33 protein-coding genes and 1 other RNA gene are annotated in these 26,165 nt (G+C 62.6%); 16 read left to right on the top strand and 18 right to left on the bottom strand.

Going from position 1 to position 26,165, the window contains the following annotated elements; translation table 11 throughout:
* Nucleotides 1-156 precede the first annotated feature (156 nt).
* Entirely contained in the window at nt 157-489 is a 333-nt protein-coding gene (locus tag HQ843_RS01620) for a TM2 domain-containing protein (protein WP_180900130.1), read from the top strand.
* Here the strand turns inward: HQ843_RS01620 and gshB are convergent.
* The 7 genes from gshB to rsmI form a co-directional block, all read right to left on the bottom strand.
* The gene (gene gshB / locus HQ843_RS01615; protein ID WP_180900131.1) at nt 484-1,431 is read right to left on the bottom strand and encodes a glutathione synthase; all 948 of its coding nucleotides are present in this window, start codon (nt 1,429-1,431) and stop codon (nt 484-486) included. The two genes, HQ843_RS01620 and gshB, sit on opposite strands and share 6 nt — an antisense overlap.
* A gap of 77 nt (nt 1,432-1,508) precedes the next feature.
* Nucleotides 1,509-2,561 carry a sn-glycerol-3-phosphate import ATP-binding protein UgpC gene (locus tag HQ843_RS01610; RefSeq protein WP_180900132.1) on the bottom strand — a complete coding sequence of 351 codons (1,053 nt, stop codon included), beginning with the start codon at nt 2,559-2,561 and terminating at the stop codon, nt 1,509-1,511.
* Nucleotides 2,562-2,572: 11 nt separating this feature from the next.
* On the bottom strand, nt 2,573-3,415 hold the full coding sequence (locus HQ843_RS01605) for an ABC transporter permease subunit (RefSeq protein WP_180900133.1): 843 nt from the start codon (nt 3,413-3,415) through the stop codon (nt 2,573-2,575).
* A gap of 10 nt (nt 3,416-3,425) precedes the next feature.
* Nucleotides 3,426-4,307 (bottom strand): ABC transporter permease subunit, encoded by an 882-nt coding sequence (locus HQ843_RS01600; protein WP_180900134.1) that lies wholly within the window; start codon nt 4,305-4,307, stop codon nt 3,426-3,428.
* 357 nt (nt 4,308-4,664) lie between these two features.
* On the bottom strand, nt 4,665-5,963 hold the full coding sequence (locus tag HQ843_RS01595) for an extracellular solute-binding protein (protein WP_371822090.1): 1,299 nt from the start codon (nt 5,961-5,963) through the stop codon (nt 4,665-4,667).
* Between the two features lie 116 nt (nt 5,964-6,079).
* The gene (locus tag HQ843_RS01590; RefSeq protein WP_180900135.1) at nt 6,080-6,442 is read right to left on the bottom strand and encodes a YraN family protein; all 363 of its coding nucleotides are present in this window, start codon (nt 6,440-6,442) and stop codon (nt 6,080-6,082) included.
* The gene (gene rsmI / locus HQ843_RS01585; RefSeq protein ID WP_180900136.1) at nt 6,435-7,328 is read right to left on the bottom strand and encodes a 16S rRNA (cytidine(1402)-2'-O)-methyltransferase; all 894 of its coding nucleotides are present in this window, start codon (nt 7,326-7,328) and stop codon (nt 6,435-6,437) included. Before rsmI ends, HQ843_RS01590 begins: the two co-directional genes overlap by 8 nt.
* Before the next feature lie 202 nt (nt 7,329-7,530).
* On the opposite strand from rsmI, the gene dnaN reads away from it, so the two are divergent.
* The 6 genes from dnaN (at nt 7,531) to bfr (ending at nt 11,756) form a co-directional block, all read left to right on the top strand.
* Nucleotides 7,531-8,649, top strand: coding sequence for a DNA polymerase III subunit beta (gene dnaN / locus HQ843_RS01580; RefSeq protein ID WP_180900137.1), 1,119 nt, complete (start codon nt 7,531-7,533; stop codon nt 8,647-8,649).
* 97 nt (nt 8,650-8,746) lie between these two features.
* Complete coding sequence (pyrF, locus tag HQ843_RS01575; protein WP_180900138.1) at nt 8,747-9,457, top strand: orotidine-5'-phosphate decarboxylase; 711 nt, start codon at nt 8,747-8,749, stop codon at nt 9,455-9,457.
* Nucleotides 9,458-9,586: 129 nt separating this feature from the next.
* On the top strand, nt 9,587-10,558 hold the full coding sequence (locus HQ843_RS01570; protein ID WP_180900139.1) for a complex I NDUFA9 subunit family protein: 972 nt from the start codon (nt 9,587-9,589) through the stop codon (nt 10,556-10,558).
* 113 nt (nt 10,559-10,671) lie between these two features.
* Complete coding sequence (locus tag HQ843_RS01565) at nt 10,672-10,860, top strand: hypothetical protein (RefSeq protein WP_180902337.1); 189 nt, start codon at nt 10,672-10,674, stop codon at nt 10,858-10,860.
* A gap of 133 nt (nt 10,861-10,993) precedes the next feature.
* On the top strand, nt 10,994-11,323 hold the full coding sequence (locus tag HQ843_RS01560; RefSeq protein WP_180900140.1) for a (2Fe-2S)-binding protein: 330 nt from the start codon (nt 10,994-10,996) through the stop codon (nt 11,321-11,323).
* Complete coding sequence (bfr, locus tag HQ843_RS01555; protein WP_180900141.1) at nt 11,271-11,756, top strand: bacterioferritin; 486 nt, start codon at nt 11,271-11,273, stop codon at nt 11,754-11,756. Before HQ843_RS01560 ends, bfr begins: the two co-directional genes overlap by 53 nt.
* A 66-nt stretch (nt 11,757-11,822) precedes the next feature.
* Here the strand turns inward: bfr and HQ843_RS01550 are convergent, their stop codons facing one another.
* Nucleotides 11,823-12,335 carry an RNA pyrophosphohydrolase gene (locus HQ843_RS01550; protein ID WP_180900142.1) on the bottom strand — a complete coding sequence of 171 codons (513 nt, stop codon included), beginning with the start codon at nt 12,333-12,335 and terminating at the stop codon, nt 11,823-11,825.
* 3 nt (nt 12,336-12,338) lie between these two features.
* Between HQ843_RS01550 and HQ843_RS01545 the strand changes: the two genes are divergently transcribed.
* Nucleotides 12,339-12,659, top strand: coding sequence for a DUF5993 family protein (locus HQ843_RS01545; protein WP_180900143.1), 321 nt, complete (start codon nt 12,339-12,341; stop codon nt 12,657-12,659).
* A gap of 8 nt (nt 12,660-12,667) precedes the next feature.
* Nucleotides 12,668-13,219 (top strand): disulfide bond formation protein B, encoded by a 552-nt coding sequence (locus HQ843_RS01540; protein ID WP_180900144.1) that lies wholly within the window; start codon nt 12,668-12,670, stop codon nt 13,217-13,219.
* Here HQ843_RS01540 and arsB read toward each other — a convergent pair.
* From arsB to HQ843_RS01525, 3 genes are read right to left on the bottom strand one after another with little or no spacing between them, the layout of a single operon-like run.
* Nucleotides 13,186-14,274, bottom strand: coding sequence for an ACR3 family arsenite efflux transporter (gene arsB, locus HQ843_RS01535; RefSeq protein ID WP_180900145.1), 1,089 nt, complete (start codon nt 14,272-14,274; stop codon nt 13,186-13,188). The two genes, HQ843_RS01540 and arsB, sit on opposite strands and share 34 nt — an antisense overlap.
* A gap of 1 nt (nt 14,275) precedes the next feature.
* Nucleotides 14,276-14,803: an arsenate reductase ArsC gene (locus HQ843_RS01530; RefSeq protein ID WP_180900146.1), complete on the bottom strand. Its 528-nt coding sequence runs from the start codon at nt 14,801-14,803 to the stop codon at nt 14,276-14,278.
* The gene (locus HQ843_RS01525) at nt 14,784-15,167 is read right to left on the bottom strand and encodes an ArsR/SmtB family transcription factor (RefSeq protein ID WP_180900147.1); all 384 of its coding nucleotides are present in this window, start codon (nt 15,165-15,167) and stop codon (nt 14,784-14,786) included. Before HQ843_RS01525 ends, HQ843_RS01530 begins: the two co-directional genes overlap by 20 nt.
* Before the next feature lie 99 nt (nt 15,168-15,266).
* Between HQ843_RS01525 and HQ843_RS01520 the strand changes: the two genes are divergently transcribed.
* Nucleotides 15,267-15,863 (top strand): HAD-IA family hydrolase, encoded by a 597-nt coding sequence (locus HQ843_RS01520; protein WP_180900148.1) that lies wholly within the window; start codon nt 15,267-15,269, stop codon nt 15,861-15,863.
* Nucleotides 15,864-15,890: 27 nt separating this feature from the next.
* On the opposite strand, the gene recR is transcribed toward HQ843_RS01520, so the two are convergent.
* The 5 genes from recR to ffs form a co-directional block, all read right to left on the bottom strand.
* Nucleotides 15,891-16,496, bottom strand: a complete 606-nt coding sequence (gene recR / locus HQ843_RS01515) for a recombination mediator RecR (protein WP_180900149.1) — start codon at nt 16,494-16,496, stop codon at nt 15,891-15,893.
* A 38-nt stretch (nt 16,497-16,534) separates the two neighbouring features.
* Nucleotides 16,535-17,146, bottom strand: coding sequence for a LysE family translocator (locus HQ843_RS01510; protein WP_180900150.1), 612 nt, complete (start codon nt 17,144-17,146; stop codon nt 16,535-16,537).
* Nucleotides 17,147-17,156: 10 nt separating this feature from the next.
* A complete protein-coding gene (locus HQ843_RS01505; RefSeq protein ID WP_180900151.1) occupies nt 17,157-17,480 on the bottom strand; it encodes a YbaB/EbfC family nucleoid-associated protein in 324 nt (107 codons plus the stop codon).
* Between the two features lie 29 nt (nt 17,481-17,509).
* Nucleotides 17,510-19,393: a DNA polymerase III subunit gamma/tau gene (locus HQ843_RS01500; RefSeq protein WP_180900152.1), complete on the bottom strand. Its 1,884-nt coding sequence runs from the start codon at nt 19,391-19,393 to the stop codon at nt 17,510-17,512.
* 140 nt (nt 19,394-19,533) lie between these two features.
* Nucleotides 19,534-19,630, bottom strand: an RNA gene (ffs, locus tag HQ843_RS01495) — signal recognition particle sRNA small type.
* A gap of 154 nt (nt 19,631-19,784) precedes the next feature.
* Here ffs and HQ843_RS01490 point away from each other — a divergent pair.
* From HQ843_RS01490 to HQ843_RS01470, 5 genes are all read left to right on the top strand, one after another.
* Nucleotides 19,785-20,198 carry an HIT domain-containing protein gene (locus tag HQ843_RS01490; protein ID WP_180900153.1) on the top strand — a complete coding sequence of 138 codons (414 nt, stop codon included), beginning with the start codon at nt 19,785-19,787 and terminating at the stop codon, nt 20,196-20,198.
* Nucleotides 20,195-21,148, top strand: a complete 954-nt coding sequence (gene nudC / locus HQ843_RS01485) for an NAD(+) diphosphatase (RefSeq protein ID WP_180900154.1) — start codon at nt 20,195-20,197, stop codon at nt 21,146-21,148. The genes HQ843_RS01490 and nudC overlap by 4 nt, the downstream gene beginning before the upstream one ends.
* A gap of 2 nt (nt 21,149-21,150) precedes the next feature.
* Entirely contained in the window at nt 21,151-21,837 is a 687-nt protein-coding gene (locus tag HQ843_RS01480; protein WP_180900155.1) for a helix-turn-helix transcriptional regulator, read from the top strand.
* A 71-nt stretch (nt 21,838-21,908) separates the two neighbouring features.
* Nucleotides 21,909-22,283, top strand: a complete 375-nt coding sequence (locus HQ843_RS01475) for a VOC family protein (RefSeq protein WP_180900156.1) — start codon at nt 21,909-21,911, stop codon at nt 22,281-22,283.
* A 217-nt stretch (nt 22,284-22,500) separates the two neighbouring features.
* Nucleotides 22,501-23,583, top strand: a complete 1,083-nt coding sequence (locus HQ843_RS01470) for an IS630 family transposase (protein ID WP_180899062.1) — start codon at nt 22,501-22,503, stop codon at nt 23,581-23,583.
* On the opposite strand, the gene HQ843_RS01465 is transcribed toward HQ843_RS01470, so the two are convergent.
* Both HQ843_RS01465 and HQ843_RS01460 read right to left on the bottom strand, forming a co-directional pair.
* Nucleotides 23,580-24,455 carry a prephenate dehydratase gene (locus tag HQ843_RS01465; protein WP_180900157.1) on the bottom strand — a complete coding sequence of 292 codons (876 nt, stop codon included), beginning with the start codon at nt 24,453-24,455 and terminating at the stop codon, nt 23,580-23,582. The two genes, HQ843_RS01470 and HQ843_RS01465, sit on opposite strands and share 4 nt — an antisense overlap.
* Entirely contained in the window at nt 24,452-25,207 is a 756-nt protein-coding gene (locus tag HQ843_RS01460; RefSeq protein WP_180900158.1) for a 3-deoxy-manno-octulosonate cytidylyltransferase, read from the bottom strand. Before HQ843_RS01460 ends, HQ843_RS01465 begins: the two co-directional genes overlap by 4 nt.
* 150 nt (nt 25,208-25,357) lie before the next feature.
* Between HQ843_RS01460 and HQ843_RS01455 the strand changes: the two genes are divergently transcribed.
* Nucleotides 25,358-26,032, top strand: coding sequence for a c-type cytochrome (locus HQ843_RS01455; RefSeq protein WP_180900159.1), 675 nt, complete (start codon nt 25,358-25,360; stop codon nt 26,030-26,032).
* Nucleotides 26,033-26,165: the final 133 nt, after the last annotated feature.

Here is a 26,165-nt window from a genome sequence, read left to right as displayed (position 1 = left end):
CCCGCTTGCCCGTACCCTCAGGTTGCAAGGATTCCACAATTCCCGTTTACATGCAAGAACAAAAGAAGAACTTTTCATCTTCCCCGGCCTTGGCCGGCTATGGACAATCGCGAAACCCGTGGATACATCTCTTGCGACTGTCTTGAAGGGGCCGCTATGGGACTGACGACCGAAGAACAAATCCTGATCGAGCAGCGCGTGACCAACAGCGCGAAGTCTCCCGCCGCGGCCTATCTGCTGTGGTTTTTCGTGGGCTGGGCCGGCGCCCACCGGTTCTATCTTGGCCGGTCGGGCTCCGGCATTGCCATGCTGTTGCTCTATGTCGTCGGCTGGCTCACGACCGTTTTCATGATCGGTTTCGTGATGCTCGGCGCCTGGGGCATCTGGTGGCTTGTCGACCTGTTCCTGATTTCGGGCATGATCGACGCGCAAAAGAGCGAGGTCCGCGCACGTCTCACGCAGGAAGCGCTTGTTGGCCAGCGCTCATAGGCGCTTGTTCTCGATCGCGTCCCACATCAGGCTGGCGATATCGGCGCCGCCGAATTTCTTGACCTCGCGGATGCCGGTGGGCGAGGTGACGTTGATTTCCGTCATATAGTCGCCGATGACATCGATGCCGACCAGGATAAAACCGCGTTCCTTCAGCGAAGGGCCGATACGGGCGCAGATTTCCTTCTCGCGCTCGGTCAGTTCGGCGGCCTCCGCTCGGCCGCCGACATGCATGTTGGAGCGGCTGTCGGTCTCGGCCGGCACCCGGTTGATCGCGCCGGCGAATTCGCCGTCGATCAGGATGATGCGCTTGTCGCCCTTGCGCACGGCGGGCAGATAGGCCTGTGCGATATAGGGCTCGCGGAACATCTGTGCGAACATTTCCAGAAGCGATGTGAAATTGCGGTCGTCGCGGGTGGAATGAAACACGCCCGCGCCGCCATTGCCGTAAAGCGGCTTCAGGATGATATCGCCCATCTCCTCGCGGAAACGCCGGATTTCGCCGACATCCCTGGTGATCAGCGTCGGCGGCATCAGGTCGGTGAATTCGGTGACGAAGATCTTCTCCGGCGAATTGCGCACCCAGGCCGGATCATTGACCACCAGCGTCTTCGGGTGGATGCGCTCCAGCAGATGGGTGGCGGTGATATAGGCCATGTCGAAGGGCGGGTCCTGGCGCAGCAGCACCACATCCATGGTCGAAAGATCGATCCTGTCCGGCGCGCCGAGGGTATAGTGATCGCCTTCGATGTCGCGCAGCGTCATCGGTTCGACGCTCGCAAACACCTTGCCGTCGCGCAGGCTCAGCCGGTCCGGCGTGTAGTGAAACAGCCGGTAGCCCCGGTTCTGGGCCTCGAGACTCATGGCAAAGGTCGAATCGCCGGCAATCTTGACGGTGGAGATATGGTCCATCTGGACGGCGACGTTCTTGATTGCGGCCATGAAAAGTGTGTCCCGGTTCGGTTAAGGCGACACGATATTTAGTGATCGCGTCGCCCCTTGGCAATCGCAGGCAACGCTCAGGCGTTCGAAAGCCGCTTTCCGGTGGCGTGGTCGTAGAAATGCAGCTTTTCCGGCAACACCGCGAAGGTGAGTTCGTCGGCAAGCGGTATCTCGGGGGAAAGGGCCGCGGTCAGCCGCTCGCCGCCGGTCAGGCAATGGGCAAGCCTTGTGGCGCCGAGTTCCTCGACATAGTCGAGCCGGGCCTTGAGGCCGGCGCCCGTCGTCGGCTGCAGGTCTTCCGGGCGGATGCCGACGGTGACCGGGCCATCGGCGGGCGGCGCGCTTGAAAATTGCATGCTGTTGTCGCCGATCGTGAGCCGGCCTTCAGTAAGCTTGCCCTCAACCAGGTTCATCGCCGGCGAGCCGATGAAGTTGGCGACGAAGGTGGAGGCTGGCTTGTGATAGACATCGAGCGGCGTGCCGATCTGCTCGATCCTGCCGCCGTTCAGCACCACCAGCCGGTCGGCCAGCGTCATCGCCTCAAGCTGGTCGTGGGTGACGTAGATCGAGGTGGTGCCGAGACGCTTCTGCAGGTGCTTGATCTCGCCGCGCATCGAAACGCGCAGCTTGGCGTCGAGGTTCGACAGCGGCTCGTCGAACAGGAAGGCGGCGGGCTTGCGCACGATCGCCCGACCCATGGCCACGCGCTGGCGCTGGCCGCCGGAAAGCGCGCGCGGCTTGCGTTCCAGATAGGGCTCAAGCTCCAGCATGCGGGCGGCTTCCGCGACCCGTTCCTCGATTTCGGCCTTCGGCGTACCGCGATTTTTCAGGCCGTAGGCGAGGTTGTTGTAGACCGTCATGTGCGGATAGAGCGCGTAGTTCTGGAACACCATGGCGATATCGCGCTCGGCCGGGTCCTTTTTGTTGACCACCTTGCCGGCGATCCTGACCTCGCCCTCGGTGATGGTCTCAAGGCCCGCCACCATGCGCAGCAGGGTCGACTTGCCGCAGCCGGACGGGCCGACCAGCACGATGAACTCGCCATCGGCGATCACGATATCGACGGCGTCGACCGCGCGCTGATCGCCGGCATAGATCTTTGAAACCTTAGAGATTTCGATTGCTGACATCGTCGCTGTTCCTATTTGTCGCTTTCGGTCAGGCCCTTGATGAACCAGCTCTGGAAGATCACCACCATCAGAACGGGCGGCAGCATGGCGAGCACGGCAAGGGCGAAGGCCTGATTATATTCGGGGATCTGGGAGCCGACCCAGACCAGCAGGATCTGCTTGATGCCGCGCACCAGCGTGTAGAAGCTCTCGTCATTGGTCATGATCATCGGCCACAGATACTGGTTCCAGCCATAGACGAACATGATGATGAAGATCGCGGCGATCATCGTCTTCGACAGCGGCACCAGAATGTCGATGAAGAATTTTATCGGCCCGGCGCCATCGATGCGGGCGGCTTCCAGCAGTTCATCGGGGATCGACTTGAAGAACTGGCGGAAGAAGAACGTACCGGTGGCCGATGCCAGAAGCGGCACGATCAGGCCGGTATAGGTGTTGATCAGGCCAAGCTTGGTCATCACGTCGTAGGAGGGCAGGATGCGCACTTCGAGCGGCAGCAGCAGCGTGGTGAAGATCATCCAGAAGAACAGCGTCGAAAACCGCGAGCGGAAATAGACGAGGCCATAGGCGGCCAGCATCGAAAGAACGATCTTGCCGACGGCGAAGCCGATGCCGAGGATGAAGGAATTCATCACCATGCGCGCGCCGGTCACCTCGCCGGTGAAGCCGCCCTTGCGGGTTAACAGTTCCGTGTAGGTCTCGACGAAATCGCCGCCCCAGCTCACCTGCAGGCCGTTCATATGAACGTCGAGCGCATTGTGGGTGGAGGTCATGAACGCCACGAAGACCGGGCCGATCATGATGAACACGCCGAACAGCAGAATGATATGGTCGATCAGTTTGGTTCTGTGCATGGCGCCGGCCTCAATTGTAGTGGACGCGCCGCTCGATGAAGCGGAACTGGAAGAAGGTAAGCGCCAGGACGATGATCATCAGGATCACCGATTGCGCCGCCGAGCCGCCGATATCATTGCCGCGGAAGCCGTCCATATAGACCTTGTAGACCAGCGTGATCGGGTTGTTGGCGGCCTTGTCCTTGACGATCACGTCGATGATGCCGAACGTGTCGAACAGCGAATAGGTCATGTTGATGATCAGCAGGAAGAACGCCGTCGGCGCCAGAAGCGGCAGCGTCACGGTCCAAAACCGGCCGAAGCGCGAGCGGTTGTCGATCGCCGCCGCCTCGCGCACGGACACCGGGATCGATTGCAGCCCGGACAGGAAGAAGATGAAATTGTAAGGGATCTGTTTCCATACCGCGACTGTGATCATCGCAAAGGCGGTGTCGTAATAGTCGATGCCGACCTTCATGTCCCAGCCGAACCAGGAGGCAAACTTCACGAACGGGCCGATATGCTGGTCGAAGAACATCATGCCCAGGAGGCCCGCAACCGGCGGCGCGATCGCATAGACCGAGATCAGCAGCGTCTTGTAGCTGCTCGACCCGCGGATGACGTCATCGGCCTTGGAGGCCAGCAGCAGCCCGAGCGAGAGCGACAGGAAGGTCACGATGATGGTGAAGATCACGGTGAACTGCGCGACATGCAGATAGTAGGAGGAGGTCAGCGCATCGGCGTAATTGTCGAAACCGACGAAGGTCTCGCCGAAACCGAACGGGTCCTCGAGAAAGAAGGACGAACGGATCGCCTGCGCCGATGGCCAGTAGAAGAAGACCACGATGATCGCCATCTGCGGCAGCACGAAAAGATAGGGCAGCAGGGGCGATGAGAACTGGACGCGCTTCATAGTGTTTTCCTGTTACGGTCGGAGCGTTCGCGCTCCCGCCCCACCGGCGTCATCCTCGGGCTTGACCCGAGGATCCAAGCACACAACCGCACGACGGGCGTATGCGGGTTAGAGCACGGCGTGCGAGGCGACGCTTCCGGACACGCTCACTCCTCTCGCGACGGAGGTGATTAGATGCTCGGGACAGGCCCGAGCATGACGAGCCGAAAGGTGGTCGCTCATCGTGAAGTCGGGAACCTGATGCGGGTTTAAACGCAAAAAATCGCCGGCTTCGGACGGTAGCCCTCACATCCTCCCTGGATGCGCCAAAATCCGGGGGCGTTAGCCCCCGGACCGTCAGCGACAAGGGTAGGCCCCTTAATTGGTCGCGGTCTTGGCGAAGCGGGCGAGAAGGGCATTGCCTTCCTGCTCGATCGTTGCCATCGCATCTTCAACCGAGGTCTCGCCGGCGAAGATCTTGTTGTATTCGCGTTCCATCACTTCGCGGATCTGCGGGTAGAAGCCCATGCGGTAGCCCTTGGACCATTCGCCGCCCGGCAGCGACAGCTGCTGGATGCCGACCTCGGCAACCGGCTGTTCGTTGTACCAGCCGTCTTCCTTGGCCAGTTCATAGGCGGCGGTGGTGACCGGAACATAACCGGTGGACTTGTGCCAGAAATACTGGATTTCCGGCGAGGTCAGGAATTCGAAGAAGTCGGCGGTGCACTTGTTCTGGTCGTCGGACTTGCCGGAAAGGGCAAACAGCGCCGCGCCGCCGATGAAGGAGTTGGTGCCGGCGCCGTCGATCGCGTTCCAATAGGGCAGGAAGGTCGCCGAGAACGGCATCTGGGCGGTGCTCTGGAGACCGCCGAAGGAACCGGAAGAGCCGACCCAGAGCGCTACCTTGTTTTCCTCAAAAGGCTTCTGGTTGTCGGACCAGCCGGCGCCGAAATAACCGAAATAGCCTTCGTCGTACCATTCCTTGAGCTTCTCATACATCATGACATGCTCAGGCGTGTTGACGAGGATTTCGGTGCCTTCGACGCTGTCATAGCCGTTGTTGTTGGTCGCGAACTGGAGATTGTTGCGCGAGAAGAAGTTCTCGGTCATTTCCCAGGTCAACTGCGACTGGACGAGCGGGATGTAACCGGCATCCTTGAGGGCGGGAGCGACGGCCTCGAACTCTTCCCAGGTCTTGGGCGGCTCGACGCCGGCTTTCTCGAAAGCCTCGGTGTTGATGTACATGATCGGAGCCGAGGAGTTGAACGGCATGCCGACGAATTTGCCATCGGCGTCAGCGTAGAAATAGCGTACGCCCTCGATGAAGTTCTCGCGGTTGAAGTCGTAGCCGGCGTTCTTGATGAGGTCTTCAGCCGGGACGGCGGCGCCCTTGGCGTTCATGATGGTGGCAGCGCCGGCATCGAACACCTGAAGAATGTTGGGCTGTTCGCCGGAGCGGAAGGCGGCGATGCCGGAAGCAAGCGCTTCCTCGTAGGTGCCCTTGGAAACCGGCGTCAGGCTGCAGGCATCCTGGCTTTCATTGAAGCGCTTGGAGATCTCGTTGATGATCTCCTGGTTCTTGCCGCCCATGCCATGCCACCAGGTGATGTCGGTGGCGGCGAGAGCGCTCGAAGTGGAAAGGCCGGCGACAAGCGCGGCCAGAACGAATTTCTTCATGATCAAATTCCCCGGTTCGAAAATCATCGGCTGCGATGATGATCGCCGGGGTAGCCCCGTGCTGTGACGGGCAGACGACGGTTTTGTTGCAGAATTGTTAAACCGCGGGTTCCGGGTCAGAAAGCGTCGGGAAAATGCCGCGGCAGCCGGCCCGGAAGGCAGGCGACGATGTCGTAGCGCTGCGACAGCCGGTGTGCGTCGGCCTGGCGCGACAGCCAGACATCCGAGGCCGCGCGGATGCGGCGCATTGCGGAAGGGGTCACGGCATCGACCGCCACTTGCGCCGCGCGCCGCGCCTTGACCTCGACGAAGACTGCCAGATCGCCCCTTCGGGCGATGATATCGATCTCGCCGGCATGGGTTTTGTAACGGGTGGCGACAATGCGGTAGCCCTTGAACCGCAGATAGAGGACCGCGACGCCTTCGGCGAAGCGGCCGCGCCGTTCGGCCTTCCGGCGCTTCTTCGGCGCGTCAGCCATTCTTCATTGCCAGAAGCTGCCGGTAGAGATCCTTGCGTGGCAGGCCGGTCTGCCTTGCCGCCTCCGCGGCAGCCTTGGCCGTTGGCATATCGGCGGCAAGCGCCTCCAACAGCGCGGCCACGTCGCCGGCCTCCGGGGCCGCCTCGGCAAGCGGCGGGCCGATCAGCAGCACGATCTCGCCCTTGACCGTCTCGCCGCGATAGCTTTCCGCAAGGTCCATAAGCGTTCCGCGCCGGAAGGTCTCGTGGGTCTTGGTCAGTTCGCGGCAGACGGCGGCCGGCCGCTCGCCGCCAAGCACATCGGCTGCCGCCTCAAGCGTGGCGGCGATGCGGTGGGGGGATTCGAAGAAGGCGAGCGTTGCCGGCACCTCGGCCAGTTCGGCAAGCCGGTCGCGGCGCGCCTTGTCCTTGCTCGGCAGGAAACCGGCGAACAGGAATGCATCGCTCGGCAGGCCCGCGCCCACAAGGGCCGCAAGCGGCGCGGAAGCGCCCGGGATCGGCACCACGGCGATGCCCTCTTCAATCGCATGCTGCGCCAGCCTGTAACCGGGGTCGGAAACCAGCGGCGTACCGGCGTCGGAAACCAGCGCCACGGTCTTGCCCGCGCGCAGGGCCTCCATCAGCTTTTCGCCCGCCTTTTCGGCGTTGTGCTCGTGATAGGCATAGGGCCGCTTGCGGATCGCGAAACGATCGAGAAGCTTGCGGGTGACGCGGGTATCCTCGCAGGCGAGAATATCGGCGCCGGCGATCGTCTCCAGCGCGCGGATGGTGATGTCGCCGAGATTGCCGATCGGGGTCGCCACCAGATAGAGCGCCGGCGAGAGCGGCCGCGCCTCGATCGAATGGCCCGCGATTTCGAACCGATTGCTGTTGTCGTCCATCGTCATTTTCCCGGTATTTTCACCGTCCGTTTGACCATGGCGCAGCGGAGGCCGCAAGGGGAGGAAAGGCCCAGCCTGCAATCACTGGGGATGGAGGGCGGCTCGCCCCTTGCAATCGGGCCGGATTTGCTGTCATTTTGTCAGCCCGCCTGCGCCCCTGCGGCGCATGCCCGTCGCCGTCCGCGTAATAAGAGTGAAAGCGAAAGTCATGCGTATCACGCTTGAGAGATCCAACCTGCTGAAGTCCCTGAACCACGTGCATCGCGTGGTCGAGCGGCGCAACACCATTCCGATTCTCTCCAATGTCCTGCTCAAGGCCGAGGGCGGCGATCTGGAGATGAAGGCGACCGACCTCGATCTCGAAATCACCGAGAAGACGGCGGCCATGGTCGAGCAGGCGGGCGCGACCACCGTGCCGGCCCATCTGCTCTACGAAATCGTGCGCAAGCTTGCCGATGGCGCCGAGGTCTCGCTTGCGACCGCCACGGACGGCCAGACGATTTCGGTCGCCTCGGGCAAATCCAAGTTCTCGCTGCAATGCCTGCCGCAGGAGGATTTTCCCGATCTGACCGCCGGCGCGTTCAGCCACGCCTTCAAGCTGAAGGCGAGCGATCTGAAGATGCTGATCGACCGCACCCAGTTCGCGATCTCGACCGAGGAGACGCGCTACTACCTGAACGGCATCTTTTTCCACGCCATGGCCGAGGGCAAGGCGCTGAAACTGCGCGCGGTTGCGACAGACGGCCACCGCCTGGCGCGCGCCGAGATCGACGCACCGTCGGGCTGCGAAAACATGCCGGGCGTGATCATTCCGCGCAAGACGGTCGGCGAACTGCAGAAGCTGCTCGATGATCCCGACGTGATCGTCGCGGTCGAGGTTTCCGATGCCAAGATCCGCTTCACCATCGGGTCGGTGATCATCACCTCGAAGCTGATCGACGGCACCTTCCCGGATTACCAGCGCGTGATTCCCGCCAATAACGACCGCGAGATGCGCATCGACTGTGCCGATTTCACCAGGGCCGTCGACCGCGTTTCGACCGTCTCGTCCGAACGCGGGCGCGCGGTCAAGCTGTCGCTTGCGGAAGGCCAGCTCACGCTCACCGTCAACAACCCCGATTCGGGCAGCGCCACGGACGAGCTTGCCGTCGGCTATGACAGCGAGCCGATGGATATCGGCTTCAACGCCAAATATCTGCTCGACATCACCGGCCAGCTCACCGGCGACGAGGCGGTGTTCCTGTTCGCCGATGCCGGCTCGCCCACGCTGGTGCGCGACACCGACAACCAGAATGCGCTCTACGTGCTGATGCCGATGCGGGTTTAACGGAGGCCTCGGCCGCAGACCCGGGCCTTTTTCGCTTTGCGCGCGGCCGTTTTTATGCGACTTCAGTCGCGGTGAAACGAGACGAAGGAGCCATGACATGCCTGCACGCGATCGCCTCATCCTAAGCCTCGATGTTCCAACCGTGGCCGCGGCCGAAACCATGGTCGAAACCCTCGGCGATACCGTTTCCTTCTACAAGATCGGTTACCAGCTCGTCTTCGCCGGCGGGCTTTCGCTGGCGCGCGAACTGGCCGAGGACGGCAAGCAGGTCTTCCTCGACATGAAGCTCCTCGATATCGACAACACGGTTGCGAAGGGCGTCGAGAGCATCGCGAAGATGGGGGTGACGATGCTGACGCTGCATGCCTATCCGAAGGCGATGCGCGCGGCGGTCGCGGCGGCGGCCGGCTCGCAACTCTGCCTGCTCGGCGTCAGCGTACTGACCTCGATGGACGATGAAGACCTGATCGAAGCCGGCTATAACGTTACCGCCACCGCTCTTGTGGAAAGGCGCGCCCGTCAGGCGGCCGAGGCGGGCATGGGCGGGGTTGTCTGTTCGGCCGCCGAAGCCCGGCTGGTGCGCGGTGTGATCGGCCCCGAAATGGCGCTGGTGACGCCGGGCATCCGTCCCGCGGGCTCCGTTGCCGACGACCAGAAGCGGGTGATGACGCCGCGTAAGGCGATCGCCGCCGGCGCCAGCCATCTCGTGGTCGGCCGTCCGATCGTCAATGCCGACGACCCGAAAGCCGCCGCTCGGCGGATTGTCGATGATATCCAGGCAGAGATGCTGGAGGCCGCGAACGGCTGATGCCTGCGCCGCCGGGGCCACGCAGGGCCGTTTTCGGTGGTATGATATTAACCGCCGCGACGTCTTGTCCCTTCACCTTGGGCGGAGATTGGGCTAAGGGAAAGCGATCATCCAAACTAGAGGCTTGCCATGACGCTATCGAACATCCCCCCGCTGGTCACGGTCTTCGGCGGTTCCGGTTTTGTCGGTCGCTATGTCGTCCGGGCGCTCGCCAAACGGGGATATCGCATCCGCGTCGCGGTCCGTCGCCCCGATCTCGCGCTGTTTCTCCAGCCGCTCGGCAATGTCGGCCAGATCACCTTCATCCAGGCCAATCTGCGCTATGAAGATTCGGTCCGCCGCGCCGTGCACGGCGCCGACCATGTCGTCAATTGCGTCGGCATCCTGTTTGAAAGCGGCAAGAACGGCTTCGATGCGGTGCAGACGGAGGGCGCGCGCCTCGTGGCCGAGGCTGCCCGCGCCGCAGGGGCTGGGCTCACCCACGTCTCCGCCATCGGCGCCGATGCTGACAGCCCCTCCGATTACGCCCGCTCCAAGGGCGAGGCGGAAGCCTCGATCCGCGAGATCTGTCCGGATGCGGTGATCGTGCGGCCCTCGATCATCTTCGGCCCCGAGGACGATTTCTTCAACAAGTTCGGAAAGATGTCCCTGCTTTCGCCGATCCTGCCGCTGATCGGCGGCGGCGAGACGAAGTTCCAGCCGGTCTATGTCGGAGACGTTGCCGAAGTGATCGCGCGCTCCGTCGAAGGCAAGCTTCAGGCCGGCACGGTCTACGAACTCGGCGGCCGCGATGTGCTGACGTTCCGCGAATGTCTCGAACTGGTGCTGAAGGTGACCGGCCGCAAGCGGGCGCTCCTCTCCATGCCGTTCGGCCTCGCGTCACTGTTCGGCGGCATCGCCGGCCTCATTCCGTTCGTTGCGCCGCCGTTGACGGCCGATCAGGTCAAGCTGCTGAAGGCCGACAATATCGTCTCCGACGAGGCGGAAGCGGAGGGGCGCACCCTCAGCGGCCTCGGCATCCGTCCGGCGCAGCTTGAGGTGGTGTTGCAAACTTACCTCGTTCAGTACCGTCAGCACGGCCAGTTCGGGAAAACCGCTTGACGGAATAATGGCGCGGGTGCATATCCCGCGCACATTTCCACAAAATTTCGCCACATTCCGGAACCTGTCACAGTAGTTGCGCCTTTACTGTTTATTGAAAAGTCATCGCGAAGATGATCAAGCGGGTTCGTATCAAAAAGGTCTCTGGAACGATGGGTAAGTCTATCGCTGTTTTGTTCGCAGGCGCGGCATTGATGATCATGGCGGCTTCACTGGCCGCTCCCGGCAGCGTTGCCGCGGGAAAGGCCGGATGCGCGCCCGCCTATGGGATCGACCCATGCGCGCTTGCCGCGGCCAACTGACTCCATTTGTCGAGCAATTGACCTTGGGCGCGGTTCAAGCCTTTGTGAGACCGGGCCGGCAGTTTAATCTTGACAATCAGCCTCGCCTTTAGCACAACACCTCTCATCAGAGACGAATGTCAATGGTGGAAGCATGCTGGTTTGCAGTTGCAATTTCATTACCCAGAAGGAAATTGAACAGACCATCGTCGAACTGCTCGACGAGGACTGCTGGCAGCTTGTTGTTCCCGCGAAAGTGTATCACCGCATGGCCAAGCGTGGCCGCTGCTGCGGATGTTTCCCGAATGTCGCCGATATCATTGTCCGCACAACCGAGTCATACCATAAGAATCGTGACTCGACCGAAGCGGAAATCTGTGATTTTTTGAGCCGCCTCAAAGAGTTCCACCAAAAGAACAGGAGAGCGGATATTGAAAGGCGACAAAAAGGTTATCGAACGGCTGAACGAAGCTCTGTTTCTTGAGCTCGGCGCCGTCAATCAGTACTGGCTGCATTACCGTCTCGTCAAAGACTGGGGTCTGACGAAGCTGGCCGCCAAGGAGCGGGCCGAGTCGATCGAGGAAATGCACCATGCCGACAAGCTGATCGACCGCATCATTTTCCTCGAAGGTCATCCCAATCTGCAGACCGTGGCTCCGCTGCGAATCGGCCAGACCGTCAGGGAAGTGCTTGAATCCGACCTCGCCGGCGAATATGAAGCGCGCAATTCCTACAAGGAATCCCGCGACATCTGTCACGAGGCTGGCGATTACGTCAGCATGAAACTGTTCGAGGAACTGATGATCGACGAGGAAGGTCATATCGACTTTCTCGAAACGCAGCTCGAACTGCTGGATTCGCTCGGCGACGCGAAATACGCGCAGCTCAACGCGGAATCCAGCGAGAAGGCCGAGTAAGCTTTCTCAGGCATTTTCGCATGATTTTCGAAGGCCCGGCTTGTTCCGGGCCTTTTTCGTTGTGTATCAGCCGGCCAGATGCCGGAACTCGTCGACCACCTTTTCATACACCGCGCGCTTGAAGGCGACGATCAGTGCGGGCAGGGTTTCGATATCGACCCATTGCCAGGCGTCGAACTCGCGTTCATGGCCTTCCGGCGGCGGATCGATGGTGATTTCGCCGTCGTCGCCCAGGAAGCGGAAGACGAACCATTTCTGGGTCTGGCCCCGGAATTTTCCGCGCAGGCCGATGCCGATCAGGTGGTCGGGCAGGTCGTAATTGATCCAGCCGGCGGATTCGGCGATGAGTTCCACCGACCTGATGCCGGTCTCCTCGTAAAGCTCGCGGATGGCCGCCGCGATCGGCGTTTCACCCGGATCGATGCCGCCCTGGGGCATCTGCCAGAGCTGCGGCGAGCCGTCGGCTTCCGAATTGTTTTCCGAGAGCCGGCGTCCCAGCCAGATCTGGCCCGCGCGGTTCAGGATCATCACGCCGACATTCGGCCTGTAGGGGAGTTCATGGGCTTTACGGAGGGTCATGGAATGTCTCTTGCAGCGGGTTTGGTTGCGCCTATGCCTAAACCAGATCGGGGCAAAGGGGAATCGGTTGCTGCAATTTGTTGCCAGTATTGGTCTGCGCCTTCGCTTGCCCGAACCGGTAAAGCCTGCCATGGATTACAGGAACATCGATCAGAGGGAATTTTCGAGATGATGGCTTTACCGTTCTTCATGGGTGCGGCGGCGCTCTACCTGGCGGCGCGCGGCAGGCAGGGGGCGGCCGTGGCCGTCACGATCCTGGGGGTGGTCACGGTCCTCGTGCTGTACCGTTTCCACGCCACCGATACCCTTGATCTGGGACTGTGAGGGACGTCATGAGCGAACGACTTGCCAATCTTCTGAATGCGCTCGCGCTTGTCGCGATTTCGATCGTGCTGCTGTTTGCCTTTTATGCGCAGTTTGCAGAGGGCGAGCTTCCCTGCCCGCTCTGCCTGCTGCAGCGCGCGGGCTTCGTGCTGGTCGGCGTCGGCCTGGCGCTGAACGTCATCCTCGGCGTGAAACCGCGCCATTACGGGCTGATGATCCTTGGCGCGGTCGCGGGCGCCATTGCGGCGCTGCGCCAGGTCGCGCTTCATGTGGTGCCGGGCACCGGCGGCTACGGCGATCCCTTTCTCGGCCTGCATTTCTACACCTGGGCCTTCGTGCTGTTCTCGGTGGTCGTGTTCGGCTCGGCAATCATGCTGGTTCTCGGCGGGTTTGCGACAGCGCCCGCGCGCAAACTGTCCGGGCTTGGCCTTGTCGCCGTGGTGTTGTTCGCCGCGATGGCGCTCGGCAATGGCGTGTCGACGCTTGCCGAGTGCGGTCTTGGCCTGTGCCCGGACAATCCGGTCAGCTACGAGGCGCTGGATTCGCTGCTCGGGCGGTGAAGGTTGCCGCGTTCGGCGTTGCGGGAAACCGCCGCGCCGCTCTCATACCAGCCCTTGCTGCGATTGACGATGAACACCACGGAGAGCATGACCGGAACCTCGATCAGCACCCCGACAACGGTGGCAAGGGCCGCGCCCGAGTTGAACCCGAACAGGCTGATGGCGGCGGCAACGGCAAGCTCGAAGAAATTCGAGGCGCCGATCAGGGCCGAGGGGCCCGCCACGCAATGCTGCTCGCCTGCTGCCCGGTTGAGCAGATAGGCAAGGCCGGAGTTGAAATAGACCTGGATCAGGATCGGCACGGCCAGCAGCGCGATGATCATCGGCTGTGCAATGATCTGTTCGCCCTGAAAGCCGAACAGCAGCACCAGCGTCGCAAGCAGGGCCACCAGCGAGGCCGGCTGCAGCCGCGCCAGAAGACCGTCGAGCCGCGCGGATGAGCCGCCCGCCAGCAGCGCCCGGCGGATCAACTGGGCAATGATCACCGGAATGATGATGTAGAGCGCGACCGACAGCACCAGCGTGCCCCATGGCACGGTAATGGCCGACAGGCCCAGCAGCAGCGCCACGATCGGCGCGAAGGCGACGATCATGATCGCGTCGTTGAGGGCCACCTGCGAGAGCGTGAAGTGCGGTTCGCCCCGGGTCAGGTTCGACCAGACAAACACCATGGCGGTGCAGGGGGCGGCTGCCAGAATGATCAGCCCGGCAATATAGGAATCGATCTGGTCGGCGGGCAGATAAGGCCGGAACAGCCAGCCGATGAACAGCCAGCCGAGCAACGCCATGGAAAACGGCTTGACCGCCCAGTTGACGAACAGCGTGACGCCGATGCCGCGCCAGTGGCGGCCGACCTCGGCGAGCGCCGAGAAGTCGATGCGCAGCAGCATCGGAATGATCATCAGCCAGATCAGGACGGCGACCGGCAGGTTGACCTTGGCGATCTCGATTGCGCCGATGGCATGGAACGCCGCCGGGAAGACGTGGCCGAGGGCAACGCCGGCGACGATGCACAGCGCCACCCAAACGGTCAGATAACGTTCGAAAGTGGACATGTCAGCTGGCCTTCGCGCTCTTGTCGGTCGTGCCGTCCATGGCGCCGATCTGCTTCATGCGGGCGTCCAACGCCATGGCGTCGATGGTTTCGTGGGGCAGGTTGAGGAACGCCATGATCCGGCTTTTCAGGAAGGTCGCGGTCTGGGCGAAGGCGCGCAGTTTCTGGTCTTCGGTGCCCTCGACGCTCGCGGGATCCTCGACGCCCCAATGGGCGCGCCTGCCGCTGCCGCGCATGATCGGGCAGCTCTCGCCGGCGGCATTGTCGCAGACGGTAATGATGAAATCGATCGCGGGGGCATCGGGCCCGGAAAATTCGTCCCAGCTTTTGGAGCGGAAGCCTTCCGACGGATAACCCATGGTCCCGAGGGTCTCAAGGGCCAGCGGATGGACCTCGCCCCTGGGCTTGCTGCCGGCGGAAAAGGCATGGAAGCGGCCGGCGCCTTCCTTGTTCATGATCGATTCGGCCATGATCGAGCGGGCGGAGTTTCCAGTGCAGAGAAACAGAACGTTATAGGTTTGGTCGGTCATTTCGGTTGTCCTCGTGGGCGTGTCCGGCATTGGTGCAACAAGGTGCAAGTCCTTCGATCAGCGGCGCGCAGAGATCCGGATTGCCGCCGCAGCAGTCGCGTAGCAGATACAGCACGACGGCGCGGAAGCGTTCCAGTTCGGCCCGGTAGATGATTGAGCGTCCCTGCCGCTCACCGACGACGATGCCCGCGCGGGTCAGCGTCGACAGATGCGCCGACATGGTGTTTTGCGGAACGTCGAGCCTTCGGGCAAGCTCGCCGGCGGCAATGCCGTCCGGTTCGCTTTCCACAAGCAGTCGGAAGGTCTGAAGCCGCGTTGATTGTGCCAGGGCCGCCAGCGCCGTGATTGTCTGTGTTTCATCCATAAATCCAGAATAGTGGATATGTTTGGTTTGTCAAGCACCGGGCTTTGCCGCGATGATATGGCAGGGTATGACGGGCACGGACATTGCGCGGGAGCGGACATGAACAAATGCCTGATGCTCGACGTCGACGGCGTCATCATCAATACGCCTGACGGCTGGGAGCGCGATATCGAACGCGATCTCGGCATCGACCCGAAGCTGCTCGAAACCCACTTCTTCATCCCGCACTGGCCCGAGATCGTCGAGGGTACGAAGGCGCTGCGCGACGTGCTGGAAGAGTGCATGCCGGCGCTCGGGTCCCCGGTCTCGCCGGATGATTTCCTGGCCTACTGGTTCGAGCGCGATTCGGCGATTGACCCCAATGTGCTTGCCGCCTGCGACCGGCTGCGCGCCGGCGGCACCTGCATCTTTCTCGCCACCAATCAGGAGCATCTGCGCGCGGACTACCTGATGGCGCGGCTGAAGCTTGCCGATCGCGTCGACGGCATCGTCTATTCGGCGGCGGTGGGCGCGAAGAAACCGGATCCGGCGTTTTTCAAAGCAGCGGAGGCCAAGAGCGGCTTTGCCCGGCCGGACCATATTCTGGTGGACGACCAGCTCAGGAATATCGAGGCGGCAAGGGCGTTCGGCTGGAGCGCGTTGCAATGGACAGGCCGTGAAGACCTGGTGCAACTGGTGGAGACCGCCGGTCGGTAAGGCGGGGAAGGGGCCGCGGCGGCGAGGCTACAGGCTCGTGCGCGCCCTCAGCGCCGCCACCAGCGTGCCCTCGTCGAGATAATCGAGCTCGCCGCCCACCGGCACGCCATGGGCAAGCCGGGTCACCTTGATGTCGAGGCCGTCGAGCTGGTCGGTGATGTAATGCGCCGTCGACTGACCCTCGACCGTGGCGTTGACGGCGATGATCAGCTCGCGGACCTCGCCGGTCTTCACCCGGTCGACAAGGGCGGCGATGGAAAGGTCGTCCGGGCCGACGCCGTCGAGCGGCGACAGCGTGCCGCCGAGCACGTGATAGCCGGCGTTCAGCGCCGCCGCCCGCTCCAGCGCCCACAGATCGCCGACATCCTCGACCACGATGACGAGACCCTGATCGCGGGTCGGATCGGTGCAAATGGTGCAGGGATCGGATGTATCGACATTGCCGCAGGTCGAGCAGATCTTGACCTTGTCATAGGCATCCTGCATCGCGCCTGAAAGCGGGCCCATCAGCAGGTCGCGCTTCTTGATCAGGTGCAGTGCCGCGCGCCGCGCCGAACGCGGCCCAAGCCCCGGCACCTTCGCCAGAAGCTGGATCAGTTTTTCGATTTCGGGGCCGGTTACACGCTTTGCCATGGTGGCGCTTTAACTGATTGCGGCTTGCAATGGAATCATTATCGCGTCGCGATCGCCACGGCCGCGCCGCCGATCATGCCGGCGCTGAGGCGGTTGGCGATTTTCATCGCGCGCGGGCTTTTCAGTAGCCCTCGGGCCTTCGAGGCCATGAACACCCATGAAAGATCGACGACGGCGAGCACCATCAGCAGGGTGACGGTCAGTTCCGCCCAGCCGACCACTGTGACGCTGCCGAGATCGAGGATCGTCGGCAGCAGCGCCACGTAGAACATCATGATTTTCGGATTGCCGATGGTGATGCTGATGCCGGTCAGGAACATCTTCCAGCCGGAGGTTGCCTGCGGCAGTTCCGCGCCGGCGGTTTCCGTTTCGGCAAACCACATTTTCCAGGCTAGCCACACGAGATAGCCGATCCCCGCCCATTTGATCGCCACGAACACGCCGTGGAAGGCGGTGGCGACGGCTGCCAGACCGAACACCGCAAGCGTCAGCCACAGCGCCTCTCCGAGCCACATCGCCGCCAGAAACGGCAATACGTCGCGGTGCCCGCGCGACAGGACGCGGGCAACGAGTGCCGCAACGCTCGGCCCCGGCGAACCGGCGGCGACGAACAGCGTGATGGCGAACAGGGCGAGCGCGCCGAGCGTCATGGTCTTGTCCTCAGAACGGCAGCTTCATGCCGGGCGGGATCGGCAGACCGGCGGTGATTTCCTGTGTCATTTCCTGCGCCTTTTCATCGGCGCGATCCTTGGCGTCGCGGTGCGCTGCGACGATCAGGTCTTCCAGCATTTCGGCATCGTCGCCGGAAAGCAGGGTCGGGTCGATCTTGATCGACAGCAATTCGCCCTTGCCGGTCATTTCGACCGTGACCATGCCGCCGCCGGACACGCCTTCCACGCGCGCTGCTGCAATATCTTCCTGCAACTGCTCCATCTTGGCCTGCATTTCCTTGACCTTGCCCATCATGCCCATCAGATCGCGCATGTCGTCTCCTTGGTTGTTATCGTTGATTTCTATTCGTCTATATCGTCTTCCGGCAACACGTCGCCGTCTTCGTTGACGGCGGCGTCGGGTGCGTCGCTTTCGGCCGTATCGCCGGCCTCGCTGTCGGCGCGCACCCGGACGTCGCGGATTTCCGCGCCGGGGAAGAATTTCAGGATCGCCGCTATGTCCGGGTCCTCGCGGGCATCGCGGAAACGCTGCTCGCGCTCGGCTTCCTCGGCCTCCAGCAGCGTCGGCGCGCCGGCTTCCCTGCTGAGGCTGACGAACCAGCTTTCGCCGGTCCATTCCCTAAGCTTCGCCCCGAGATCGTTGAGGAAAGTCGCGGAGGTGCCGGGGTGGAGGTTGACCTCCAGCCGGCCCGGTTCAAGACGCACCAGCCGCACGAAATTGCGGATCTCCGAACGCATCTTGATCGCGCGGTTCTTCGAGCAAAGGTCGGTGATGTCCTGCAGCGACTTGATCGCGGAGGTCGTTTGCGGTTCGGGGGCAGGCTCCCGCTCGTCTTCGGCAACGTCTGGCGCAGGCGTCATTTCCGGTGCGCGGGCCTCTGCGCTTTGCGGATGCAGCATGGTCACGGTGGCCGATGGTCGCGGCGATGCCTCGGATCTGTGCGTGGCAACGGCGTTTGTGCCGCCGGCGTGTCCGGCGGATGCCTGAGGACGGCCGGCGGGCTGCGAACTTGCGGGCGTGGCGGCCGGCGCTCCTCCGCCCTCCTCCAGCGCCAGAAGCCTGCGGGCGGCATCCTCGGGCGAGGGCAGGCTTGCGGCATGGGCCAGCCGGATCAGCACCATTTCGGCCGCGCCGAACGGCCGCGCGGCGTTTTCGGTCTCGGGAATGCCCTTCAAAAGCATCTGCCAGATGCGTGAAAGCGCCGAAACCGCGATCTTTTGGGCAAATCCGGTTCCTTCCATGCGCTCGATCTCGCTCAGCGACACGTCTTCCGCGCCTTCCGGCACATATTTCAGCCGCGTCACCAGATGGGTGAAATCGGCAAGGTCGTTGAGCACGACCACCGGATTGGCCCCGGCCTCATACTGCGCCTGAAATTCCGCAAGGGCTGCGGCGACATCACCGCTCACGATATGGCCGAACAGATCGACGATCCGGGCGCGGTCGGCAAGGCCGAGCATGGCGCGCACGGCGCTCGCCTCCACCCGCCCGCTGCCATGCGAAATCGCCTGGTCCAGCAGCGACAGCCCGTCACGGGCCGAGCCTTCGGCGGCGCGCGCGATCATCTGGATCGCCTCGTCCTCGACCGTCACGCCTTCCTTGGCGGAGATCGTCGAAAACAGCCGCACCAGATCGCTGGCCGGTATGCGGCGCAGGTCGAATCGCTGGCAGCGCGACAGCACCGTGATCGGAACCTTGCGGATTTCGGTGGTGGCGAAGATGAATTTCACATGCTCCGGCGGCTCTTCCAGCGTCTTCAACAGGCCGTTGAAGGCCTGGTTGGAGAGCATGTGCACCTCGTCGATGATATAGACCTTGTAGCGCGCGGTCGACGGCCGGTAGCGCACCTGATCGATGATCTCGCGGATATCGTCGATGCCGGTATGGGAGGCGGCGTCCATCTCGATCACGTCGACATGGCGGCCTTCCATGATCGCCCGGCAATGCTCGCCGATCTCCTTCAGCTCGATCGTCGGCTTGTCGACGGCGTCGGTCTTGTAATTGAGGCCACGGGCGAGGATGCGGGCGGTTGTCGTCTTGCCGACCCCGCGCACCCCGGTCAGCATATAGGCCTGCGCGATGCGGCCGGTCTCGAAGGCGTTGGTCAGCGTGCGCACCATCGCCTCCTGGCCGACCATCAGGTCGGAGAAGTCCTTGGGACGGTATTTGCGCGCCAGGACGCGGTATCCGGCATCTTTTTCGCGCTGATGTTCGCTATCGGCCATTGCCACCCACGTGATGTTGCGGCCGCTTTGCGCCGCCACGGTCAAGGATATCGACGGCCGGCCTCCCTGTCACGGGAAAGCCGGGCAAGACTACCGATAAAATACACAGGAAATGTCATAACCGGCGGTCCGGCTGCAAGGTGGGAGGCCGGCACGATGACCCGTACACAGCTCGTTGGGGCTGCTTCCTTCCGGACCTGACCCGGTTGGCGAGTGGCACGTCCACCACCAGCCTCCCGCCCGGACATATCGTCAATTCGGCCGGTGAATGCAAGCGTGGCGGCGAAAAAATCTGGCTGGAGGACTGCCGGACGCAACGGCGGAACGGATTAGCGTTTGCCGTCGTCTCGTCATTTGATAGAAATGGAATCGAGGATCACGAAGGAACGACATGCAGGAATTTCAGATCGACCCGCGTCTCGAGCGGGACAGCATGGCCATCGCCGATCTGGGGCTTTGCCAGTTGCGGCTGATGCGCGATGCGCGCTGGCCATGGCTTCTGGCCGTGCCGCAACGCGTCGGGATCACGGAAATGTTCCAGCTTGCGCCCCTCGACCAGACCATGCTGACCTTCGAGGTCAACGAGGCCGCAAAGGCGCTTTCGGGCGTTACCGGCGCCGCCAAGATCAACGTCGCGGCGATCGGCAATATCGTGCGCCAGCTCCACGTCCATATCGTTGCCCGGTTTGCGGGCGATGCCAATTGGCCGGGCCCGGTCTGGGGCTACGGTACGCCCGAGCCGCGGCCCGAGGACGATAGCGAAGCGCTGGCGCGCAGGATTACAGAGGCAATGGCACACTCATGACATCACAGTTCCACAAGGCCGGGCCGCATGAGGACCCGAGCGCGCTGACCGCCTTTGCCGGCTGCCGGATCATCCGCGACAGCGAACACCGCGACGAGGAGACGCTGGAAAAGGCCGCCGCCGAGCCCAATGCCCGGTTTTTCGGCTTTGCCGCCGGCAAGGCGATCGTCAAGCATGAACGCCAGGTGCTCGATCCCTATTTTGCCCGTTACGAACTGGCCGGGCTCTCCCCCGATCCCGAAAGCGCGATCCTGCTCGGGCGCGATCCGGGCGGCGCGCCGCTGATCTCGATTTCGCTCGGCCTCGATCCCGAAGCGCTTCCGGGACATCTGAAGGTGCTGACCACCCGCGCGGCCTATAGCGAGCAATTGCTGGGCGAGGCGACCCTCGGCGCCTTCGCGCTCGCCGTCAGCCTCAATGCCTGGACCGACAATCATCGCTTTTGCGGGCGCTGCGGGGCTCCATCAAGGTCAGCCGCCGGTGGTTTCCGGCGCGAATGCACGGCCTGCGGCAACATGATGTTTCCGCGCACCGACCCGGTGGTGATCATGCTGATCGTGGACGAGGCGGGCGACCGGGTGCTGCTCGGCCGCAGCCCGCATTTCCCGGCAGGCCGCTATTCCTGCCTCGCCGGTTTTCTGGAGCCCGGCGAAACCATCGAGGACGCGGTCAGGCGCGAAACGCTGGAAGAATCCGGCATTCGCGTCGGTTCCGTGCGCTACCACGCCTCCCAGCCGTGGCCGATGCCGCATTCGCTGATGCTCGGCTGTTATGGCAGGGCCGAAAACTTCGATATCATACCTGATGATGCCGAGCTTGAAGACTGTCGCTGGTTCTCCCGCGCCGAGCTTGCCGCGATTGTCGACGGAACGCATCCCGACGGCATCAACGCGCCGGCGGAAGGCGCGATCGCGTTCCGTCTGGTGCGCGATTTCCTCGACTGGCGATAGAAGTGGCGGGTTCGCGCTCGGAACGGCTGCTGGCGTTGTTGCAGGTGTTGCGCGGCCATCGCTATCCGGTTGCGGGCACGCGGCTTGCCGGTGAACTCGGCATCAGCATTCGAACGCTCTATCGCGATATCGCGAGCCTGAGGGCGCAGGGCGCGGCGATCGAGGGCGAGGCGGGCGTCGGCTATGTGCTGCGACCCGGTTTTCTGCTGCCGCCGATGATGTTCTCGCAGGAGGAGATCGAGGCGCTGGTGCTTGGCAGCCGCTGGGTGGCCAAGGCAACGGACGCCAAGCTTTCCGCCGCCGCAGAGACCGCGCTTGCCAAGATTACGGCCGTGCTGCCGCCCGGCCTCTCTGATATGGTGGACGAAACGGCGCTGATCATCGGTCCGCGCGCCCTTGCCGCGGAGAAGGCCGATATCCCGGCGCTCCGAAGCGCGATCCGCCATGAAAGAAAGCTCGAGATCGGCTACAGCGATGAGGCCGGCGCGATCACCCGAAGGATCATCTGGCCGTTCGGTCTTGCCTATTTCGAGAGTGTGCGCGTCGTTCTCGGCTGGTGCGAGTTGCGGCAGGATTTCCGGCATTTTCGCACCGACCGGATCGCAAGCCTGACAGAGCCCGGCGAGCGCTATCCGAAACGCCGCGCGGTGCTGCTTGCCGAATGGCGACGGACGATGAATTATGTCTGAAGGCTGCTGACAGAACCTGTCACCGGCAGGCATTAAGGGTCTCCTCGTTCCCGCAAACGAAGGAGATACCCATGACCGCACTTCCTTTCAACCTTGTCGTTCTCTATGTCGAAGACCCGAAGGCGAGCGCCCGATTTTACGCCGACTTTCTCGGATTGAAGCCGATGGCGCTTTCCGATGGCTTTTCATCGCTCACCACTGATGCCGGACTGACGCTTGGCTTGTGGCGCAAGTCGACGGCCCATCCGCCGGCTGAAGGCGGGCCGGGATCGTCCGAAATCGGCATCATGGCGGCCGGTGAGGGCGGCGTCGAGGCGTTGTATGATCGGGTGAAGCTGGATGGGCTGACCGTTATCCAGCCGTTGGTCACGGCCGCTTTCGGCCCGACATTCGTGGTCACTGATCCCGATGGCCACCGCATTCGCGTGTGCCAGCCGGATAGCTGAGGCTGCAAAGCCCAGGACGGCGGACCCGTCCGGGGCGAAATTCGCTAGAGTTTGTCTGGGAAAAGTGGAATCCGGTTTTCCCGAAAAGACAAACGAAAACAAATAAATCTAGAGTCTGTCTGGTTCGATTTGAACCTGACAGACTCTAGTGGATTGATCGGATCAAAGGAGTCCGTTGGTTGATTCCCAACCGCTTTGAGATGTGCGAGTCTGCGGCATGCGCAGCAACATTTCCTTTACGGTATCTCCCGACGACCGGCAGCGATTGAGCGCCATCGTCGCGGCCCCGAACAGCCCACAGAAGCACGTCTGGCGGGCACGTATCATCCTTCTGAGCGACGATGGTCTGGGCACCTCGGCGATCATGGCCGAGACCGGCAAGTCGAAAACCTGTGTGTGGCGCTGGCAGGAGCGGTTCATGCATGAGGGCGTCGACGGCCTGCTTCATGACCGGTCCCGGCCACCCGGCAAGGCGCCGGTCCCGCCGGAGCGTGTTGCCGAGATCGTCCGCTTGACGCAGGAACCGCCGCCGCACGAGGCAACACACTGGACGCTGCGCGCCATGGCCAGGGTCGCCGGCATCGCGGCCTCGACGGTTCAGGCGATCTGGAAGGCTCACGGTCTCAGCCCGCATCGCTGGAGGCAGTTCAAACTCTCCAACGATCCAGCCTTCGCCGAAAAGCTCACCGACATCGTTGGTCTTTATGTCGACCCGCCGGCCCATGCCGTGGTGCTGTCGGTTGACGAGAAATCACAGATACAGGCTCTCGACAGAACCCAGCCCGGACTGCCGATGAAGAAGGGCCGTGCCGGCACCATGACCCACGATTACAAGCGCCACGGCACCACCACTCTGTTTGCCGCGCTCAACGTGCTGGATGGCACGGTCATCGGCCAGAACATGCAGCGCCACCGCCATCAGGAGTTCATCCGCTTCCTCAACCGCATCGAGCGCGAGGTGCCGCAAGACAAGGCCATCCACGTCATCCTCGACAATTACGCCGTACACAAAAAGGACAAGGTCCGCGCCTGGCTCGCCCGCCATCCGCGCTGGACCTTCCACTTCACCCCGACATCCTGCTCCTGGCTCAACGCCGTCGAGGGCTTCTTCGCCAAACTCACACGGCGAAGGCTCAAATACGGGGTCTTCCATTCCGTCGTCGATCTGCAGGCCGCAATCAACCGTTTCGTGCGCGAATACAATGCTGACTGTCCCAAGCCATTTGTCTGGAAAGCCGATCCCGAGGACATCATCACCGCACGAAACCGAGGGTTCCAAACGTTGGAATCAAACCACTAGGCCATGTCGTCCAGCGTCTGCAGGTGGCGGCGCATCGGGTGGCCTTCATAGACCCCGAGGATGCGCACCTGCTCGGTGAAGAAATCGAGTTCCTCCAGCGCGCGCGCCACGGCCGGATCGTCGGGATGGCCCTCGATATCGGCATAGAACTGGGTGGCGATGAACTTGCCGCCGATCTGGTAGCTCTCCAGCTTGGTCATGTTGATGCCGTTGGTGGCAAAACCGCCAAGCGCCTTGTAGAGCGCTGCCGGAATATTGCGGACGTTGAAGATGAAGGTGGTCACGATCGTGCGGTCGTGGCCGTTGCGCTCGGCCCGTTTCGCCTTGTCGGAAAGAATCACGAAGCGGGTCACGTTGCTTTCGCTGTCCTCGACGTTTTCGGCCAGGATATCGAGCCCGTAGAGCGAGGCGGCAAGGCGCGGGGCAAGGGCCGCCATGGTGCGGTCGCCGGTTTCCTTCACCAGCATGGCAGCGCCTGCGGTATCGCCGGCGATCACCGCGTTCCACTTGTTGCGGCGGATGATCTTGCGGCACTGGCCGAGCGCGTGGATATGGCTGTGCACGGTCCTGATATCGTCCAGCGTCACGCCCGGCAGCGCCATCAGCTGGAACCGGATCGGCATGAAATATTCGCCGATGATCGACAGGTGCGAATCGGGAAGCTGGTAGTGGATATCGGCGACGCGACCGGCGATCGTGTTCTCGATCGGGATCATCGCCAGATCGGCATCGCCGTTTTCGACCGCCAGAAACGCATCCTCGAAGGTCTTGCACGGCAGCGGCTCCATGTCGGGATACATGTCCCGGCAGGCCATATCGGAATTGGCGCCGTATTCGCCCTGGAACGAGATGCGATTGGTTTTCATGATCATGATCTGACACTTTCGAGAATGCGGCGCGCCTTTTCGAGGTCCTCGGCGGTATCGACCCCGAGCGGCACGGTCTTGACGATCTCGGCATCGATGCGCATGCCGGCTTCCAGCGCGCGCAGCTGCTCGAGCTTCTCGCGCTTTTCGAGCGGCGAGACCGGGAGCGCGACGAAGCGTTCGAGGGCGGAGCGCCGATAGGTATAAAGTCCTATGTGATGATAAAGCGGCCCGTCGCCCCAGGGCGCGGTCGCGCGGGTAAAATAGAGCGCGCGCAGTCTCGATGGGCCGACCGGCGAGCCGACCAGCTTGACCACCTGGGAGGCGGTCTTTTCGGCCTCGTCGGTGATCTCCACCGTCAGCGTTGCGATATCGACCGCGGGGTCGGCAAGCGGCGCGAGCGATGCCTTGATGAGGGCGGGATCAAGGGTCGGCAGATCGCCCTGAACGTTGACGATCAGTTGTGCCTTGCCGCCGGGGTCGACCCTGCCAAGCGCCTCGTGGATGCGGTCGGAGCCGGACTGGTGCGTCATGCCGGTCATCACGGCCTCGAAGCCGGCTTTCTCGACGGCCTCGAAAACGGCCTCGTCATCGACGGCCACGACCACCCGGCCCATGCCTGATTCGCGCGCGCGCTCGGCCACATGAACAATCATCGGCCGGCCGGCGATATCGGCCAGAGGCTTGCCGGGCAGGCGGCTGGAAGCCATGCGGGCGGGAATAAGAATGATCGTTTCATCGGATTTGACGATCGCCACTTGCAAGCTCTCCGTTAATTTGCCACTGACAGTCTGACGGGCCGGTATGCATGCCGATGCGGCGTTGCATCGCGGCATCAAAAGACATAGGTTCTGCAAGAATGCAAGGTGTCCGGTAGAGAGGCTGGACGGAAGGGGAGCGGCAACGCAATGAAATTCAATCTCAATATGGTCCTTGCGGCCCTGTTGGGGACGGTCTTCGTCCTGATGACGGTATCTTTCATCTCAGAAGCGATCTTCGACCCGCACCATCCTGAAAAGGAGGGTTTCGCGATCGAGGTCGTCGAGGCGCCGGGCGGCGGCGCTCCGGCTGCCGTGGAAGAGACGCCGATCGCGGTCCTGCTCGCCGATGCGAATGCCGAAGCCGGTGAACGCGTGTTCAAGCGCTGTCAGGCCTGTCACACCGACACGGAGGGGGGGCCGAACAAGGTTGGCCCCAACCTCTGGGACATCGTCGATCGTCCGGTCGCCAGCCATGAGGGCTTCTCCTATTCCGCCGCGATGCAGGACTTTTCCGAGGGCGGCAGCAAGCTGTGGACCTATGAGAACCTGAACGTTTTCATCAAGGCGCCGAAGAAGGATGTTCCGGGCACGGCCATGGGCTTTGCCGGGCTTTCATCCGACAAGGATCGCGCCGACCTGATCGCCTATCTCGCCACGATGTCGAACGATCCGGTGCCTTTCCCCGAACCGCCGCCCGAAGATGACGCCGCTGCGGCTGAAGCCGGCGCCGAGCCTCAGGAGGCGACCGCCGAACCGGCCGAGGGCGCGACGGCCACGCCGCCCGGCTCCGCCGATGTCGAGCAGCCTGAAAAGAGCGAATAGCGAAAATGACGGGGCTTCGGCCCCGTCAGTTTGTTGACAAACCCTCGTGAGCGATTACGGCGTTGCCTCCCGTTTCGCCGTCATCCCGGCCTTGAGCCGGGGCGACACGACTGCTGCATAAGAAAATTCTCAT

Source organism: Martelella sp. NC20 (assembly GCF_013459645.1).
Taxonomy (GTDB): Bacteria; Pseudomonadota; Alphaproteobacteria; order Rhizobiales; family Rhizobiaceae; genus Martelella.
The sequence above is the reverse complement of the archived record's forward strand: the minus strand, read 5'-3'. Positions and strand labels throughout refer to the sequence as shown.

Coding starts and splice junctions, on each gene's coding strand:
- HQ843_RS01490 (WP_180900153.1), top strand. CDS start 19,785: ATGCAGGAATTTCAGATCGACCCGCGTCTCGAGCGGGACAGCATGGCC.
- HQ843_RS01500 (WP_180900152.1), bottom strand. CDS start 19,393: ATGGCCGATAGCGAACATCAGCGCGAAAAAGATGCCGGATACCGCGTC.
- HQ843_RS01560 (WP_180900140.1), top strand. CDS start 10,994: ATGCTGGTTTGCAGTTGCAATTTCATTACCCAGAAGGAAATTGAACAG.
- HQ843_RS01545 (WP_180900143.1), top strand. CDS start 12,339: ATGTCTCTTGCAGCGGGTTTGGTTGCGCCTATGCCTAAACCAGATCGG.
- rsmI (WP_180900136.1), bottom strand. CDS start 7,328: ATGACGATGGACGACAACAGCAATCGGTTCGAAATCGCGGGCCATTCG.
- HQ843_RS01455 (WP_180900159.1), top strand. CDS start 25,358: ATGAAATTCAATCTCAATATGGTCCTTGCGGCCCTGTTGGGGACGGTC.
- HQ843_RS01620 (WP_180900130.1), top strand. CDS start 157: ATGGGACTGACGACCGAAGAACAAATCCTGATCGAGCAGCGCGTGACC.
- nudC (WP_180900154.1), top strand. CDS start 20,195: ATGACATCACAGTTCCACAAGGCCGGGCCGCATGAGGACCCGAGCGCG.
- HQ843_RS01600 (WP_180900134.1), bottom strand. CDS start 4,307: ATGAAGCGCGTCCAGTTCTCATCGCCCCTGCTGCCCTATCTTTTCGTG.
- HQ843_RS01565 (WP_180902337.1), top strand. CDS start 10,672: ATGATCAAGCGGGTTCGTATCAAAAAGGTCTCTGGAACGATGGGTAAG.
- HQ843_RS01510 (WP_180900150.1), bottom strand. CDS start 17,146: ATGACGCTCGGCGCGCTCGCCCTGTTCGCCATCACGCTGTTCGTCGCC.
- HQ843_RS01570 (WP_180900139.1), top strand. CDS start 9,587: ATGACGCTATCGAACATCCCCCCGCTGGTCACGGTCTTCGGCGGTTCC.
- dnaN (WP_180900137.1), top strand. CDS start 7,531: ATGCGTATCACGCTTGAGAGATCCAACCTGCTGAAGTCCCTGAACCAC.
- recR (WP_180900149.1), bottom strand. CDS start 16,496: ATGGCAAAGCGTGTAACCGGCCCCGAAATCGAAAAACTGATCCAGCTT.
- HQ843_RS01475 (WP_180900156.1), top strand. CDS start 21,909: ATGACCGCACTTCCTTTCAACCTTGTCGTTCTCTATGTCGAAGACCCG.
- HQ843_RS01550 (WP_180900142.1), bottom strand. CDS start 12,335: ATGACCCTCCGTAAAGCCCATGAACTCCCCTACAGGCCGAATGTCGGC.
- HQ843_RS01525 (WP_180900147.1), bottom strand. CDS start 15,167: ATGGATGAAACACAGACAATCACGGCGCTGGCGGCCCTGGCACAATCA.
- HQ843_RS01590 (WP_180900135.1), bottom strand. CDS start 6,442: ATGGCTGACGCGCCGAAGAAGCGCCGGAAGGCCGAACGGCGCGGCCGC.
- HQ843_RS01540 (WP_180900144.1), top strand. CDS start 12,668: ATGAGCGAACGACTTGCCAATCTTCTGAATGCGCTCGCGCTTGTCGCG.
- HQ843_RS01610 (WP_180900132.1), bottom strand. CDS start 2,561: ATGTCAGCAATCGAAATCTCTAAGGTTTCAAAGATCTATGCCGGCGAT.
- HQ843_RS01520 (WP_180900148.1), top strand. CDS start 15,267: ATGAACAAATGCCTGATGCTCGACGTCGACGGCGTCATCATCAATACG.
- HQ843_RS01465 (WP_180900157.1), bottom strand. CDS start 24,455: ATGATCATGAAAACCAATCGCATCTCGTTCCAGGGCGAATACGGCGCC.
- HQ843_RS01595 (WP_371822090.1), bottom strand. CDS start 5,963: ATGAAGAAATTCGTTCTGGCCGCGCTTGTCGCCGGCCTTTCCACTTCG.
- HQ843_RS01605 (WP_180900133.1), bottom strand. CDS start 3,415: ATGCACAGAACCAAACTGATCGACCATATCATTCTGCTGTTCGGCGTG.
- HQ843_RS01505 (WP_180900151.1), bottom strand. CDS start 17,480: ATGCGCGATCTGATGGGCATGATGGGCAAGGTCAAGGAAATGCAGGCC.
- arsB (WP_180900145.1), bottom strand. CDS start 14,274: ATGTCCACTTTCGAACGTTATCTGACCGTTTGGGTGGCGCTGTGCATC.
- HQ843_RS01530 (WP_180900146.1), bottom strand. CDS start 14,803: ATGACCGACCAAACCTATAACGTTCTGTTTCTCTGCACTGGAAACTCC.
- pyrF (WP_180900138.1), top strand. CDS start 8,747: ATGCCTGCACGCGATCGCCTCATCCTAAGCCTCGATGTTCCAACCGTG.
- gshB (WP_180900131.1), bottom strand. CDS start 1,431: ATGGCCGCAATCAAGAACGTCGCCGTCCAGATGGACCATATCTCCACC.
- HQ843_RS01470 (WP_180899062.1), top strand. CDS start 22,501: ATGCGCAGCAACATTTCCTTTACGGTATCTCCCGACGACCGGCAGCGA.